18 protein-coding genes are annotated in these 13,967 nt (G+C 42.3%); 16 read left to right on the top strand and 2 right to left on the bottom strand.

All coding sequences use genetic code 11. The features are described from left to right. Positions 1–135: 135 nt before the first annotated feature. From coxB to ctaG, 5 genes are all read left to right on the top strand, one after another. A complete protein-coding gene (gene coxB, locus AMR95_RS05120) occupies positions 136–1,203 on the top strand; it encodes a cytochrome c oxidase subunit II (protein ID WP_039178282.1) in 1,068 nt (355 codons plus the stop codon). 176 nt (positions 1,204–1,379) lie between these two features. Then, entirely contained in the window at positions 1,380–3,251 is a 1,872-nt protein-coding gene (ctaD, locus tag AMR95_RS05115; RefSeq protein ID WP_058837751.1) for a cytochrome c oxidase subunit I, read from the top strand. Then, positions 3,251–3,871, top strand: a complete 621-nt coding sequence (ctaE, locus tag AMR95_RS05110) for a cytochrome c oxidase subunit III (RefSeq protein WP_024424780.1) — start codon at positions 3,251–3,253, stop codon at positions 3,869–3,871. Before ctaD ends, ctaE begins: the two co-directional genes overlap by 1 nt. 2 nt (positions 3,872–3,873) lie before the next feature. Further along, positions 3,874–4,203 (top strand): cytochrome c oxidase subunit IVB, encoded by a 330-nt coding sequence (gene ctaF / locus AMR95_RS05105; RefSeq protein WP_024426910.1) that lies wholly within the window; start codon positions 3,874–3,876, stop codon positions 4,201–4,203. 30 nt (positions 4,204–4,233) lie between these two features. Then, entirely contained in the window at positions 4,234–5,112 is an 879-nt protein-coding gene (gene ctaG, locus AMR95_RS05100; protein ID WP_058837750.1) for a cytochrome c oxidase assembly factor CtaG, read from the top strand. Positions 5,113–5,179: 67 nt separating this feature from the next. On the opposite strand, the gene AMR95_RS05095 is transcribed toward ctaG, so the two are convergent. Beyond that, positions 5,180–5,545, bottom strand: coding sequence for a YugN family protein (locus tag AMR95_RS05095; protein WP_039178290.1), 366 nt, complete (start codon positions 5,543–5,545; stop codon positions 5,180–5,182). A 161-nt stretch (positions 5,546–5,706) separates the two neighbouring features. Between AMR95_RS05095 and AMR95_RS05090 the strand changes: the two genes are divergently transcribed. From AMR95_RS05090 to coaD, 9 genes are all read left to right on the top strand, one after another. Further along, positions 5,707–6,129, top strand: a complete 423-nt coding sequence (locus AMR95_RS05090; protein ID WP_058837798.1) for a CBS domain-containing protein — start codon at positions 5,707–5,709, stop codon at positions 6,127–6,129. A 122-nt stretch (positions 6,130–6,251) separates the two neighbouring features. After that, a complete protein-coding gene (locus tag AMR95_RS05085) occupies positions 6,252–7,295 on the top strand; it encodes a CAP domain-containing protein (protein ID WP_058837749.1) in 1,044 nt (347 codons plus the stop codon). A 111-nt stretch (positions 7,296–7,406) separates the two neighbouring features. Continuing rightward, positions 7,407–7,820, top strand: a complete 414-nt coding sequence (locus AMR95_RS05080) for a YlbD family protein (RefSeq protein WP_044330803.1) — start codon at positions 7,407–7,409, stop codon at positions 7,818–7,820. A gap of 19 nt (positions 7,821–7,839) precedes the next feature. Then, the gene (locus tag AMR95_RS05075) at positions 7,840–8,088 is read left to right on the top strand and encodes a YlbE-like family protein (protein ID WP_039178297.1); all 249 of its coding nucleotides are present in this window, start codon (positions 7,840–7,842) and stop codon (positions 8,086–8,088) included. A 72-nt stretch (positions 8,089–8,160) separates the two neighbouring features. Beyond that, positions 8,161–8,568 carry a hypothetical protein gene (locus AMR95_RS05070; RefSeq protein ID WP_058837748.1) on the top strand — a complete coding sequence of 136 codons (408 nt, stop codon included), beginning with the start codon at positions 8,161–8,163 and terminating at the stop codon, positions 8,566–8,568. Positions 8,569–8,625: 57 nt separating this feature from the next. After that, the gene (locus AMR95_RS05065; protein ID WP_007499807.1) at positions 8,626–9,075 is read left to right on the top strand and encodes a YlbF family regulator; all 450 of its coding nucleotides are present in this window, start codon (positions 8,626–8,628) and stop codon (positions 9,073–9,075) included. A 65-nt stretch (positions 9,076–9,140) separates the two neighbouring features. Next, positions 9,141–9,413, top strand: a complete 273-nt coding sequence (locus tag AMR95_RS05060; protein ID WP_003212137.1) for a YlbG family protein — start codon at positions 9,141–9,143, stop codon at positions 9,411–9,413. Positions 9,414–9,723: 310 nt separating this feature from the next. Next, positions 9,724–10,281, top strand: coding sequence for a 16S rRNA (guanine(966)-N(2))-methyltransferase RsmD (rsmD, locus tag AMR95_RS05055; protein WP_058837747.1), 558 nt, complete (start codon positions 9,724–9,726; stop codon positions 10,279–10,281). A gap of 1 nt (position 10,282) precedes the next feature. Next, positions 10,283–10,765: a pantetheine-phosphate adenylyltransferase gene (coaD, locus tag AMR95_RS05050; RefSeq protein ID WP_024426917.1), complete on the top strand. Its 483-nt coding sequence runs from the start codon at positions 10,283–10,285 to the stop codon at positions 10,763–10,765. A 13-nt stretch (positions 10,766–10,778) separates the two neighbouring features. Here coaD and ylbJ read toward each other — a convergent pair whose 3' ends face one another. Continuing rightward, the gene (ylbJ, locus tag AMR95_RS05045) at positions 10,779–11,987 is read right to left on the bottom strand and encodes a sporulation integral membrane protein YlbJ (protein ID WP_058837746.1); all 1,209 of its coding nucleotides are present in this window, start codon (positions 11,985–11,987) and stop codon (positions 10,779–10,781) included. Between the two features lie 156 nt (positions 11,988–12,143). Between ylbJ and AMR95_RS05040 the strand changes: the two genes are divergently transcribed. Both AMR95_RS05040 and AMR95_RS05035 read left to right on the top strand, forming a co-directional pair. Next, positions 12,144–12,923, top strand: a complete 780-nt coding sequence (locus AMR95_RS05040; RefSeq protein WP_041084940.1) for a patatin-like phospholipase family protein — start codon at positions 12,144–12,146, stop codon at positions 12,921–12,923. Positions 12,924–12,927: 4 nt separating this feature from the next. Beyond that, a complete protein-coding gene (locus AMR95_RS05035) occupies positions 12,928–13,956 on the top strand; it encodes a SepM family pheromone-processing serine protease (RefSeq protein WP_039178313.1) in 1,029 nt (342 codons plus the stop codon). Positions 13,957–13,967: the final 11 nt, after the last annotated feature.

Genomic DNA, 13,967 nt, shown 5'->3' with positions numbered 1-13,967 from the left:
ATTTTTTTATGAAAAGAGGAAATGTAAGTGCTTTTATAAGAGGCGGGGGTTATAGATGGGTGAGAAGTGATTTTATAAATAAGAGGTAAAAAGCGAAAGGCAAAGGAGATCAAGCAAAAGGGGTTGGGACAAATTATGATAAGAAAATGGCGTGTTTATTCACTGTTTCTCTTACTGACGCTCGTTTTGGCGGGCTGTGGTGAACCATACTTATCAACACTCAAGCCAGTTGGGGAAGTAGCAGATAAACAGTTTTTCCTAACGGTACTGAGTACACTTATTATGGTTCTTGTCGTCATTGTTGTATCGATCATTTTCTTTTACGTCATCATTAAATTCAAACGTTCTAAAGTGGGAGAAGATACGATTCCAAAGCAGGTGGAAGGGAACCGCAACTTGGAAATCACATGGACAGCGATTCCGATTCTTCTACTTATTATTCTCGTTGTACCTGTTGTGGCATACACGCTTGAACTAGGGGATACAAGCGCTATGGATAAGAAAAAACGAGATCCTGAAAAAACACTTGTTGTGAATGTAAGGGCCAGCTTATATTGGTGGGAATTTGAATACCCTGATTATGGGATTGTCACAAGTCAGGAATTGATCGTACCAACAGATCAAAAGGTGTACTTTAAGCTAAAAGCATCCGATGTCAAACACTCATTCTGGGTTCCATCGGCTGGCGGTAAAATTGATACAAACACAGATAATGAGAACAAATTTTATTTAATCTTTGACTCGAAACGAACGAAAGATGCAGGGGAATATTTCTACGGGAAATGTGCGGAGCTTTGCGGACCGTCACATGCTTTAATGGACTTTAAAGTTAAAACGCTTTCTCAAGATGAGTTCTTAGGATGGACGAAAAAAATGGCTGATTACAAGAAGCCTGAATCCACAAAAGATCTCGCTTTAGAGGGTGAAAAGCTATTTAAAGAGAAAAACTGTTTAAGCTGTCACGCAGTAGAGCCTGGTGACGAACGGCCGGAAGCAGCAAGGACAGCACCAAACCTTGCGACCTTCGGAGAACGGACGAAAGTAGCTGGAATCAAAGACATGAACAAAGAAAATGTGAAAGCGTGGCTGAAAGATCCAGAAAGCTTTAAACCAGGTAATAAGATGACAGGAACGTACCCTAAATTAAATGACTCAGAAGCAGATGCACTTTACGAGTATTTAAAAGGTCTTAAAGTCGAGTAACAACTAGAAGCAGATATGCAAGAGGGTATGTGATCGATGTGAAGTTTTTGTTAAGAGCTCCCGAATATGTCTCTACAACCGAGAAGTCGTCATCTGTCAGACATAGTCTGTTTAAAGGATCGTGAAGAAAGACATCTATATGAAAAGGGGCAAATGGGAGATAAGAGGGGGATTTCATGGTGAGTACAATAGCTAAAAAGCGGGGGTTTGGCGCTGTCTTATGGGATTACTTGACAACGGTTGACCACAAAAAAATTGCCATATTATATTTAGTGGCAGGGGGATTTTTCTTTTTGGTTGGCGGAATCGAAGCGATGTTTATCCGTATTCAGCTAGCCATCCCTGAAAGTGATTTTGTCAGTGCAGGGGTTTACAATGAAATCATGACGATGCATGGAACGACAATGATTTTCCTTGCAGCTATGCCGCTTTTATTTGCATTAATGAATGCGGTTGTACCAATTCAAATTGGTGCACGTGACGTAGCATTTCCGTTTGTGAATTCACTTGGTTTTTGGTTATTCTTTTTCGGAGGAATTTTCTTAAACCTTGGATGGTTTATGGGCGGAGCACCTGATGCAGGCTGGACTGCATACGCTTCGCTCACGTTGAATTCTGAAGGGCATGGAATGGATTTCTATATTTTGGGTTTGCAGATTGCGGGTATTGGTACGCTGATTGCCGGGATTAACTTTCTTGCAACGATTATAAATATGAGAGCGCCTGGTATGACGTATATGAGAATGCCGCTCTTTACTTGGACGACATTTGTCGCCTCCGCACTTATTTTATTCGCATTCCCGCCGCTGACAGCAGGGCTTGCGATGCTGATGCTTGATAGAATGTTTGACACGAGCTTTTTCAATCCAGAGCTTGGAGGAAATACAATCATCTGGGAGCATTTGTTCTGGATTTTCGGACACCCGGAAGTATATATCTTGATCCTGCCGGCATTTGGAATCTTCTCTGAGATCATTCCTGTGTTTGCAAGAAAAAGACTGTTTGGCTACTCGTCCATGGTGTTCGCTACTGTATTGATTGGTTTCCTTGGATTCATGGTGTGGGCGCATCACATGTTCACAACAGGGCTTGGACCTATCGCCAATGCGATCTTTGCCGTAGCGACCATGGCAATTGCGGTGCCAACAGGAATTAAAGTGTTCAACTGGCTGCTCACGATATGGGGCGGTAATGTGAAGTTTACAACGCCGATGCTTTATTCTGTTGCCTTTATTCCGTCGTTCTTACTTGGCGGGGTAACCGGGGTCATGCTTGCGGCAGCTGCAGCAGATTATCAGTTCCATGATACGTATTTTGTTGTGGCGCATTTCCATTACGTCATTATCGGCGGGGTTGTATTCGGTATTCTAGCAGGTGTGCATTACTGGTGGCCGAAGATGTTTGGAAAGATACTGAATGAGAAACTTGGAAAAATTGGCTTTGTGCTGTTTTTCATCGGTTTCCACTTAACTTTCTTTATCCAGCATTTTCTCGGTCTATGGGGCATGCCGCGCCGGGTCTTTACGTTCCTGCCAGGTCAGGGTCTCGAGCTTGGGAACTTGATCAGTACGATTGGGGCACTGTTTATGTTTGTAGCTGTTGTGATCATGCTGATTAATATCATCTGGACAACAGCAAAAGGGGAGCGTGTATCGAGCGATCCTTGGGGAGATGGAAGAACACTTGAATGGGCAGTGTCTTCGCCTCCGCCAGAATACAACTTTAAACAGCTTCCGCTTGTGAGAGGACTAGATCCATTATGGATTGAAAAAATGGATGGTAAAAAAGGAATGACAGCATCTGAACCGCTCGATGATATTCACATGCCGAATAATTCCATTTTGCCTGTCATTATCTCATTCGGTCTATTTGTGTCAGCGTTTGGTTTCATGTATCGTCAAGAGCACGACTGGGGGCTTCCAGTGATCTTCATTGGTCTTGGTATTACGTTTGCGACCATGCTCGTTAGGTCTCTGAAAGATGATCATGGATACCATATTCACAAAGAAGATTTGATCGACGACGATGATAAAGGGGTGAAAGCATAATGGAACCACAAAAAATGACGGCGGAAACCTTTCCGGCTTCTCCTGAGAAAGCCACGTTAGAAGGGAAGAATAAGTTTGTCGGGTTCTGGCTGTTTCTTGGAGGAGAAACCGTTCTGTTTGCATCGCTTTTCGCCACGTATTTGGCGCTGAAAAACTCAAATGCAGGCGGAGCAAAAACAACTGATATGTTTGACCTCACACTTGTCTTTATTGCCACAATGCTTCTATTAACGAGCAGTTTAACGAGTGTGTATGCCATGTATCATATGAAAAACTTTGCCTTTAAAAAGATGCAGCTTTGGCTTGGTATCACGGTCCTTTTAGGTGCTGGATTTTTAGGGGTTGAGATTTATGAGTTTTATCACTATGTGCATGCGTATGAATTTACGATTACCAGCTCAGCTCTTGGTTCTTCCTTCTATACACTTGTAGGAACTCACGGAGCTCACGTCGCCTTCGGACTTTGCTGGATTACCGCTCTCATGATTCGAAATATGAGACGCGGACTCGATTTATACAATGCACCGAAATATTATGTGGCAAGTCTCTATTGGCACTTCATTGATGTTGTGTGGGTCTTCATCTTTACCGTTGTATATTTAATGGGAATGGTGGGATAAGAATGGGAAATAAAAACACAAATCAGTCCAAAGTCGACCTTGTATATCGTAAAAAGAAAAATGCCGAAGAAATGAAGCATCAGCTCATTTCTTTCGGCTTGATGATTGGATTAACATTTGTTGCGTTTTTAACGATCGCCTCAGAAGACGTTGGAAATTGGTTCGCTGTACCGTTTATTTTACTGCTTGCAGGCATTCAGGTGGCTTTTCAGCTTTATTATTTTATGCACATGAACCAAAAAGGGCATGAAACACCCGCCTTGTTTCTATACTCAGGTGTGTTTGTTGCGTTTATTACCGTATTAGCCTTTTTGACCATTATATGGTGGTAAACCCGCTTTGCCCTTGAAGGAGGCGCAGCAATGGAGAACTTAGAAATATTCGGATTTCGGGCATTATGGAGCCCTTATTATTTGACTTGTATTGTGATAGCAGCTGCTCTTTATCTGCTTCTTGTGACAAAGGGGAAGCACCGTGCGACGGTGAAAGAGAAAACGTTATTTCTGACGGGGCTTGTTCTATTATATGCCGTGAAAGGGAGCCCAATTGATTTAATGGGGCATATTATGTTTAGTGCACATATGGCGCAAATGGCAGTGCTCTATTTAGTCATCCCGCCTCTCCTTATGACAGGATTGCCTGCAGCCATCTGGGAGCGGATCATTCAAACACCAGGTATTCAAGCCGTTTTCCGTTTGTTTTCCAAGCCTTTAATTGCACTGCTTGGGTTTAACGGCTTGTTTTCGCTGTATCACATTCCACTTGTGTTTGATTTTGTGAAAACAGATCCGTTTTACCATGCATTGATGACGGTTGTTATTTTTATCGCTGCCTTTTTCATGTGGTGGCCGCTTGTCCATAAAGTCCAAAGTCTGCCGCAGATTACAGGCATTTTGAAGCTTGGATATATCATGGCAGACGGGATATTGATGACTCCGGCCTGTGCACTCATCATGTTTAGTGAGGCACCGATCTATGCAACCTATTCTGATGCAGGTGCATGGATACAAGCACTGCATTTATGTGTGCCAAGTGATATGCTTGCAGGCCTTGCTCTCACTGGTCCTGATATGTTCCACACCTTGCCGCTGCTAGAGGATCAGCAGCTAGGTGCCATTTTGATGAAAATTATTCAGGAGATTGTGTACGGCTCTATTCTTGCTGTTGTCTTCTTTGACTGGGCAAGAAAAGAAAGAGCAAAAGATGCCGTACCAGATGCGCTTATTCCGAAATATGAATAAAAAAGCACAGCCGACTGGCTGTGCTTTCATCTTAGAAAAAGGGCTAAAAGATCATTTTAGCCTTGTTTTATGCTTCAGCCGTCATGGCTTCTAGTTTTTCCTTCAGTTGTGCAAGTGTTTTTTTGCTTGATTGGATGAGAGACTTAGGGAATTCTTCGCCTTCGCCATATTCAACGCCATGTGGATAATAATGTTTTCCAAGTAATGGTGTTAGAAGCTGGATGTGTGCCTTTTTGGAACCGACATCTCCTTCAGTGGCGTAGCCGGAAATTCGTAAATAAAAGGTTCCCTCTACCATGCTGTACTTTCTGTCGTACGTCACACGCTCATAATCCCATTGATCGGCTCGTACAAATCCTTCACTTTCCATAATGAAATCTAATTTATTTAAGTCAGCTGATACCTCTTCAATCCCCGTACCTTCAAACTTCACCCAAAACCCCTCCTTATAAAATTTCCCTTTACTGACAATCATAGTATGAAAGCGTTAAACTTTCAACTGTGAAAGGTATGTTCTTTTATAAGCTGGTTACAGTAATAAAGAAAATAACGGATGGAGGAATCAACGTGAAAACGAAAAAAATCAAAGATATTATGACAAAAAAAGTAGTGACATGTCAGCAGGATGACAATACGTATGAAGCAGCAGTCAAAATGAGAGATGCTGACATCGGTGCCATTCCAGTAGTTGACAGAGATCAGCTCGTTGGAATAGTGACAGACCGTGACCTTGTGCTTAGAGGCATTGCAGAAAAAAAGCCAAATTCACAGGAAGTGGGCTCGCTGATGACAAAGGAAGTACTAACAGCTGAAGAAGATGCAACGCTTGAAGAAATTGTCCGTCTCATGTCAGAGCATCAGCTCCGCCGCATTCCCGTTGTGAAAAACGGCTCATTAACAGGGATTGTCGCTCTTGGAGATTTATCAGTCGAAGATTTATCAAATGATCGCGCGGGAGATGCACTGACAGAAATCTCTCAACAGGATCAAGATCATGGACAAGGATTTCTTCATTAAGAGGGGCATATTTTAAATTCGTGTTAAATAGGCTGTATTGTCGTTGATAAATGGAGCAAGTTTTGTTTAAATGACAGTAGAAGGTACTTTTTGTACCTTGCCAATTTAACGGAGGTGTTTATTTGAAAACTGTGCTCAAAACACTCCTCATCCTCCTGATTATATCTGGAACGTACGTTCTGTTTATTCAATATGGATCTTCACCAGAAAAAGAAAACAGCAATGAACCGAAGGTGTCTAATGAAGAAACATCTAGCGATAAGCCGATCAATATCCCAAAGAAGGGGCTCATGTCCTTTATGGGGAAATCTTCAAACGAGGTGCTTAAACAGCTGGGAGAACCAGATCGCATTGATCCTTCCGCATATGATTATGACTGGTGGATTTACAACCAATCGAAGAAGCACTATATTCAAGTAGGGGTAAAGGATAGTAAAGTGGTGACCTTGTTTGCAACAGGAGACGGACTGAATGTAGAACCATTTAAAATCGGTCAAGCCACGAGTGAAGTATTTAAGAAAACACAAATTGCACCTTACATTCATGTAGAGGATGAACAAAATTCATATCGCTTTGAATTCTCAGAAGATGATATGAATACAAGACCCACTGTGAAAGTGGGAGATGATGTGTATGTTCAGCTTTACATGGATAAGTTTGAAAGCACCCTTTCAAGTATCAGGGCCTTCAACGCAGATACATTTGTGAAACAAAAGCCGTATGAGGTCGTCTACCGAGGTCAATTGGTAGAACCTGAGCCGATATCGGGCGAAAAGTGGAAAGATATCGAAACATCCAGTCAAAAACAAATTTTTGATATGACCAATATTATCCGCCATAAGTACAACCTGCCGATCTTAAAGTGGGATGATGAAACCTCTGAAGTGGCCTTCATGCATAGTGAGGACATGAAAGAGAATCATTATTTCTCCCATGAATCTAAAAAATACGGTACGCTGAAAGACCGGTTAGAAAGAGGCGAGGTGGGCTTTCAGCTCGCAGGTGAAAACATTGCCTATAACTATGTCGATGGACCTGCAGCGGTAGAGGGCTGGCTCAATAGTGAAGGTCACAGGAAGGCGTTATTAAATAAAGATTACACGCATCTTGGCGTAGGGGTGAAAGAAAAATATTACACCCAGAATTTCATCAAGAAATCATCTTAAACGAAAGCAGCTGCATAAGTCGCAGCTGTTTTTTTGATGTTTAAAAAGAGGCTCACCAAAATAGATGGTGGTGTATATAGTATAGTAGGCATTTGTATGGGGGGTGAGGATATGACAAACAAGCAAAAACAAACATCCATTGATGAATTTAAACAATTCGTCAGACGCCATCCGAAGTTAATTCAAGAAGTGCAAACGCAAGAAAAAAGCTGGCAAAGTGTCTATGAGAATTGGGTCATGTTTGGTGAGGAAGATGAGATGTGGTCACCTTACCGGCAATCGAAATCTGAAGACGCTAAAGAAGAAAAAGTCTCTAAGCCAAGTGAAGCAGGAAAAGCAGATTTTATGTCTAAAATGGTTTCTGCTGTGAAAAAAATGGACGCTGATCAAATGAATGAACAGATTAACAAAATGAGCCAGTCTATTTCCTCTTTACAAAGCTTACTCGGCCAATTTTCATCCAATGGTTCAAAGAAAGGTTCATCTGGAGGCAGTCAGCACCCATTCTCCTTCAGGAAAGATTAAGTGAAAGGGGATGCTTCTGGTGCGAAAAGAAGTACAGGAATTTGTCATGGCCGAAGAGGATCGAATCAAATTCATAAGGCAGCGTCCTCTCTGGTACAGACAGCTGACGCGACATCCTGAAAATCTATCGTCCTTTGAATTAGATAAAATGAACTTTTACGAAAAAACCATTCCTCATCGTGTAAGTCAGTTGAGCAATAGCGTCCAAATGGCTGAAATGATGATTCAAATGTTCCAAGCAATGCGCAATCAAAATGGAGCCGGTTGAGGCTTTTTTGAGTTGATTAAGATGTCTATTTCCTGAGCATCCTATAAAAGTAGATGAAAGGAGAATCAGATGATGAAATGGATGCTGTCAATAGGCGCATTGCTTTTTCTTGTTACCGGGTGTCAAAGTCAAAATGGAGAAGAGCAAGTGATCAAGCAAGACCCAGTATTACCAGTCATGCAGCAAGCCCAAAGCGAAATGAAGCAGCAAGGCTTTTTGAAATACAAAGTGCAGGGATCGTCGGTCTATATAGAAAGTACACTTCAAGATTTTCATCTTCAGCCAGAGCGTCTAAAAAAGAACGAGAAGGCGGGATATTTCACAGTGTATGTAGACGGGAAACGTGCAGGGAATGAGTATACTGCGGCATTTGTGGTCAAGCACCTTTCAAAAGGAAAGCATAAAATGACCGTTGTGCTGAATTCTCGTCATCCAGAATATAAACAGAAAAGAGAAACATGGGATGTATTTGTCACGTAAAAGCATTTTCTGATCCATAGGTTTCGTGGTAAACTATGAATTGGAGGTGCAACATTTATGTATGCGACAATCGAATCTGTGGAGCTCCAAGAGGAAGCAAATCAATTGGCTGCCATGATTCTTCAGTCGGAGGAGGCTGAACATTACCGCAACTGCTTTAAGCGTCTCCAGCAAGACGAAGAAGCCCAACAAATTATTGCCCATTTTACAAAAGTAAAAGAGCAATATGAGGATGTGCAGCGGTTCGGCAAATACCATCCGGACTATAGAACGATCTCAAAGGAAATGCGTGAGGTCAAAAGAAAGCTAGATCTTCACGATACAGTGGTTGATTTCAAAAAAGCAGAAACAGCGATTCAATCCATCTTAGATGAGATTAGTATTGAAATCGGTCAAGCTGTATCAGCATATATTAAAGTTCCAACAGGGAACCCATATTTTGATGGTCTATCATCATGCGGCGGTGGCTGTGGATCAGGTGGCAGCTGTGGCTGTAAAGTATCTTGACGAGACTTGAATGTCTCGTCTTTTACATAATGAATGAAAAGAATTGAAAAGCGGCAGGTGAAAAGATGGAAACCAAACGTCAAGGGATGGTCGTCTGGCTGCATTCGTTAAAGCAGTCAAAAGCGCTAAGAAAATTCGGGAATGTTCACTATATTTCAAGGAAAATGAAATATGCGGTGATCTATTGTGATATGAATGATCTTGAGCGCCATATGGCTAAGCTCAGCTCGTTACCATTTGTGAAACGTGTTGAGCCTTCATATAAACCTTTTATTAAATTAGAGTACGAGTCCAAATTGGACAAAGCAAAAGAGTATGATTATAAGGTGGGCTTTTAAAGACACACAAAAATCCCCGCGGCATCACCCGCGGGGTCCTTCTATTCTTAATGATTCATTAAGGAGAAGGCAAAGGGAGAGGAGAAACCGGAGGAAGAACTTATGGGGAAACGTAAGTCTTCTCCGCGGTTGGCAACAGCACCACATCAGATGCTGTTATAAGTAGTATGACCCCGGATTTCTTGATCTATACATAGAAAATGAATGAAAATCCGCGCATTGTTCCTTGAGGAGTGATGTGGTAAGATAATGTTGAATTTTTTGTCATCAACAATGACCAATAGAAGCAAGCAGAAAAAGTGGTGGAAAAATGAGAGTCATCTCTGGAACGAGAAAAGGCCGCACACTTAAAGCGGTACCAGGTCAATCAACAAGACCGACGACAGATAAAGTAAAAGAATCGATATTTAATATGATCGGCCCGTATTTCGATGGCGGATGGGCTCTTGATTTATTTGCAGGAAGCGGTGGTTTAGGAATTGAAGCGCTTTCTAGAGGATTCGATCATTGCATATTTGTTGATCGAGATATGAAGGCGATTCAGACGATTAAAGGCAACCTGAATCAATTGTCGCTAATGGATCAAAGTGAAGTGTTTCGAAATGAAGCAAAGCGTGCACTCGCAGCTGTTGTGAAACGAGCGGAATCCTTTCAAGCCATTTTCCTTGATCCGCCCTATAAAGATCAACAGCTAAAAGCACTTCTTGAAATGATTGACGAGCACGCCTTGTTAACAGATGACGGCGTGATCGTGTGTGAGCACGATAAAGATGTGAAGCTGCCAGAAGAAGCAGGACAACTTCACATCACAAGACAGGAACTGTACGGATTGACTGGTATTACGATCTATAGAAAGCGGGGAAATTAATATGGGGAACATAGCCGTTTGTCCGGGTAGCTTCGATCCAGTCACATTGGGGCATTTGGATATCATCAAAAGAGGTGCAAAGATTTTTGATGAAGTGTATGTATGTGTATTAAATAATTCATCTAAAAAACCGTTATTTACTGTTGAAGAACGGTGTGAGCTTATTCGCCAAGCGACGAAGGAGCTGCCAAATATCAAAGTTGAATCCTTTCACGGCCTTCTCGTTGATTATGCGAAGCAAAAAGAAGCCAAAGTCATTTTACGCGGACTAAGGGCTGTGACGGACTTTGAGTATGAAATGCAAGGCACCTCAATGAACAAAGTGTTAGACGATGAAATTGAAACGTTTTTTATGATGACCAACAATCAATATTCCTTCTTAAGCTCCAGCATTGTCAAAGAAGTAGCGAAATATCATGGGGCAGTCAAAGATCTTGTACCAAAAGAGGTAGAAGCAGCGCTGAAGGAAAAATTTAATGGATGAGTGCACCTGGCACTCATCCATTTTTTAATTTCCGATAGTAGAGCGCGATATACACAATCAAGCTGCAAAGTGTGATCAAAGGACCAGCTGTCACAAGTTGATTCCAAAGCACGCTGCTGAACATGACGACCTGCTGGCCTGCATCAAAGGCACCCGCTGGGAGAGCGATGTCTGATCGAGAGACATAAAGAGGCTTGAATAATAAAAAGGCAAAAACAGCTGCATAAATCCCGTGAAGCAAACGGGCGAAGAAAAACGGTTTAAAGCGGATATCGGTTGCCGCTAGAATGCCGGCGACTTGGGCTTGAACAGAAAACCCGCTGAATCCTAAAATAAAGCTGACGACAATGGTTTTAGCGAGAAGGGTGACTTCCTGTGCCCCCGTCATCTGGCTTCCTAATGTGATTTCAAATAAACCGGCAATCATGGCAAGGTCTAATTCTGGCGGAAGGTGCATCGTTTGCAGCATATATCCGAGCCCTATGGATAAAAGGTCTGTCGCATGGACAACTGACAGCATTTTGCTAAACACAGAAAATAAGATAATAAAGCCGCCAATCATAAAGAGTGTTTGGACTGATGACATGACTGCATCACTTAAAATTTGGCCGAGCGGTCTTTTCTCTGCGAGTCTTGCTGTATGAAGAGCATTGAATGCCTCTTTAAACGGCGGGAATAAAAATTTCTTGCCGCTTCTTAGATGCGCATCATGCCTCGCTTTATATCCCCGCATCGTCACACCAACAGCAAGGTTCCCTAAATAATGTGCGCTTGCCAATACAATGCCTAAAGCTGGGTGATGAAAAAAACCAACAGCCACCGCACCGAAAATAAACAATGGATTCGATGAATTTGTAAAGGAAACGAGACGCTCTGCTTCGATTCTCGTCAGCTGCCTTTCCTGCCTCAATCTTGTCGTTAATTTCGCACCGGAAGGAAACCCTGAAGCCATTCCCATTGCTAGGACAAATCCGCCTACACCCGGCACCCGGAAGATGGGACGCATAAATGGCTCTAATAATACACCGACAAATCTGACAATCCCAAAACTTATTAATAGCTCGGACAAAATAAAAAAAGGAAGTAATGATGGAAACACAACCTCCCACCACATTGCAAGTCCATTTTTCGACGCTTGCAAAGAGGCTTGTGGGTGTGTAATCACAGTGGCTGTTAAAAAAATAAAAAAAGCAGCGATGAACAGAGTGTTCCATTTTTTCATGGAGATTTCGCCCCTTGCCGTTATGATCTATTGGCGTGCTCGTGATTGTAGAATAAGAAACTAGCCGAGCCTGTCTTCTATTACTATACGAGCAGTAGGGGCATGTTTAGACCTATAGATTCGTATATATGCATAGAAAGAGGAGGGTGGATTTTCATGAAGCGACCGATCATCGGGCTTGCATTAGGCTCCGGGGGTGCGAGGGGAATGGCGCATATCGGGGTTTTGTCTAGTCTTGAGAAGCAAGGGATACAGGTAGATATGATCGCAGGAAGCAGTATTGGCGCACTTGTTGGGAGCTTTTATGCGGCAGGACAAGACGTAGAAAAAATGAAAAAACTTGCACTTGTCTTCAGAAGAAAGTATTATGCTGACTATACACTGCCAAAAATCGGTCTTTTAAAAGGAAATCGAATTTTGCAGCTGATTCACACGTTTACATATGGGAAAACATTCGAAGAATTAAGAATGCCCCTTGCGGTGGTCGCCTGTGACCTCGAAACAGGGGAGAAGGTTGTGTTTAAAGAAGGGTCTGTCTCACAAGCAGTCAGAGCAAGCATCAGCATTCCAGGCGTGTTTGTTCCTCACGAAATGGGCGGCAGACAGCTGGTGGATGGAGCGGTTGTTGACCGCATTCCTGTGTCTGTGTTAAAAGAAATGGGTGCAGACCTTATCATCGCCTCTGATGTATCAAGGGTGAAAAAAACAGAAAAGGCGACGAGATTATCGGATGTGATTATGCAAAGTTTGGACATCCTTCAAAATGAATTGGTCCGTCATCAAACCATTCATGCAGATCTCATGATTCGGCCGAGGCTTGAAACATTTAGCTCTAGTTCGTTCACACAGGTTCAGGAGATGATTGAAGCTGGGGAGCTCGCCGCAGACCAATTAACAGGTAAACTGAAAGATGTCATTGATAAATGGGAGTGTTAATCGAATGAAAAAATTGAATATTCGCTGGCTCAGCTTTTTTGTCGTTGTTCTTGTCTTATTTGGCTTAACTTTTGTCAAACTGCCGTATTACGTGACAAAGCCGGGTGATGCAACAGAGATTGCCCCTCACATTCAAGTGGACGGTGGATACGGTGAGAAGGGCAGCTTCTCTCTTATGACAATTAAAGTAGGTCCAGCCAATCCGTATACGTATTTGCTTGCGAAAATGAATAAATATGACGAAATCGTCCCAGAAGAAAATATTAAAGCGGACGGAGAGTCGGATGAAGATTATATGAAAAGACAGCTTCAGCTAATGAAAAGCTCTCAAGAAAATGCCATGATTGCAGCGTATACAAAAGCAGGTAAAAAAGTAGATTATACGTTTAATGGGGTATATGCGAGCTACGTCATGAAAGGCATGCCTGCTTACGGCAAAATTGAAGTGGGTGACCGGATTAAAAGCGTTGATGGCAAGACGTATGACTCAGCTGATAAAATGGTGTCGTATATCAGTCGTCAAAAAGCAGGTACATCTGTCCGTTTTGTCCTTGAACGAAACGGCAAGGATATCACGCAGCAAGTGAAGTTAAAACCTTTTAAAGAAGAGCCGAATCGAGTCGGGATTGGCGTATCATTATTTACAGATCGAAATGTGAAAGTCTCGCCTTCCATTAAGGTCGATATTGAAAATATCGGCGGCCCGTCGGCAGGTTTAATGATGTCACTTGAAATTTATAACCAGCTAACAAAGGAAGACGAAACTCATGGCTATGCGATTGCAGGGACCGGAACGATTGACGCAGATGGCACGGTCGGGCCAATTGGCGGCATTGATCAAAAGGTCGTTGCAGCAGATAAAGCAGGAAAAGATATCTTCTTTGCACCAAACGATAAAGGTGATCCAAACTCAGACTACAAAAATGCAGTGAAAACAGCGAAAGATATTAAAAGTGATATGAAAATCGTTCCTGTGGACACAATGCAGGACGCACTGAACTATTTAAACAAGTTAAAAGAGAAAGCATCTTAACTAAAAAAAGA

Source organism: Bacillus sp. G1(2015b) (assembly GCF_001482475.1).
Taxonomy (GTDB): Bacteria; Bacillota; Bacilli; order Bacillales; family Bacillaceae; genus Bacillus; species Bacillus safensis.
This window is presented reverse-complemented; position numbering and strand designations above follow the sequence as displayed.

Coding starts and splice junctions, on each gene's coding strand:
- ylbJ (WP_058837746.1), bottom strand. CDS start 11,987: ATGAAAAAATGGAACACTCTGTTCATCGCTGCTTTTTTTATTTTTTTA.
- ctaF (WP_024426910.1), top strand. CDS start 3,874: ATGGGAAATAAAAACACAAATCAGTCCAAAGTCGACCTTGTATATCGT.
- AMR95_RS05090 (WP_058837798.1), top strand. CDS start 5,707: ATGACAAAAAAAGTAGTGACATGTCAGCAGGATGACAATACGTATGAA.
- AMR95_RS05080 (WP_044330803.1), top strand. CDS start 7,407: ATGACAAACAAGCAAAAACAAACATCCATTGATGAATTTAAACAATTC.
- ctaG (WP_058837750.1), top strand. CDS start 4,234: ATGGAGAACTTAGAAATATTCGGATTTCGGGCATTATGGAGCCCTTAT.
- AMR95_RS05070 (WP_058837748.1), top strand. CDS start 8,161: ATGAAATGGATGCTGTCAATAGGCGCATTGCTTTTTCTTGTTACCGGG.
- rsmD (WP_058837747.1), top strand. CDS start 9,724: ATGAGAGTCATCTCTGGAACGAGAAAAGGCCGCACACTTAAAGCGGTA.
- ctaE (WP_024424780.1), top strand. CDS start 3,251: ATGGAACCACAAAAAATGACGGCGGAAACCTTTCCGGCTTCTCCTGAG.
- ctaD (WP_058837751.1), top strand. CDS start 1,380: ATGGTGAGTACAATAGCTAAAAAGCGGGGGTTTGGCGCTGTCTTATGG.
- AMR95_RS05060 (WP_003212137.1), top strand. CDS start 9,141: ATGGAAACCAAACGTCAAGGGATGGTCGTCTGGCTGCATTCGTTAAAG.
- AMR95_RS05035 (WP_039178313.1), top strand. CDS start 12,928: ATGAAAAAATTGAATATTCGCTGGCTCAGCTTTTTTGTCGTTGTTCTT.
- coxB (WP_039178282.1), top strand. CDS start 136: ATGATAAGAAAATGGCGTGTTTATTCACTGTTTCTCTTACTGACGCTC.
- AMR95_RS05065 (WP_007499807.1), top strand. CDS start 8,626: ATGTATGCGACAATCGAATCTGTGGAGCTCCAAGAGGAAGCAAATCAA.
- AMR95_RS05040 (WP_041084940.1), top strand. CDS start 12,144: ATGAAGCGACCGATCATCGGGCTTGCATTAGGCTCCGGGGGTGCGAGG.
- coaD (WP_024426917.1), top strand. CDS start 10,283: ATGGGGAACATAGCCGTTTGTCCGGGTAGCTTCGATCCAGTCACATTG.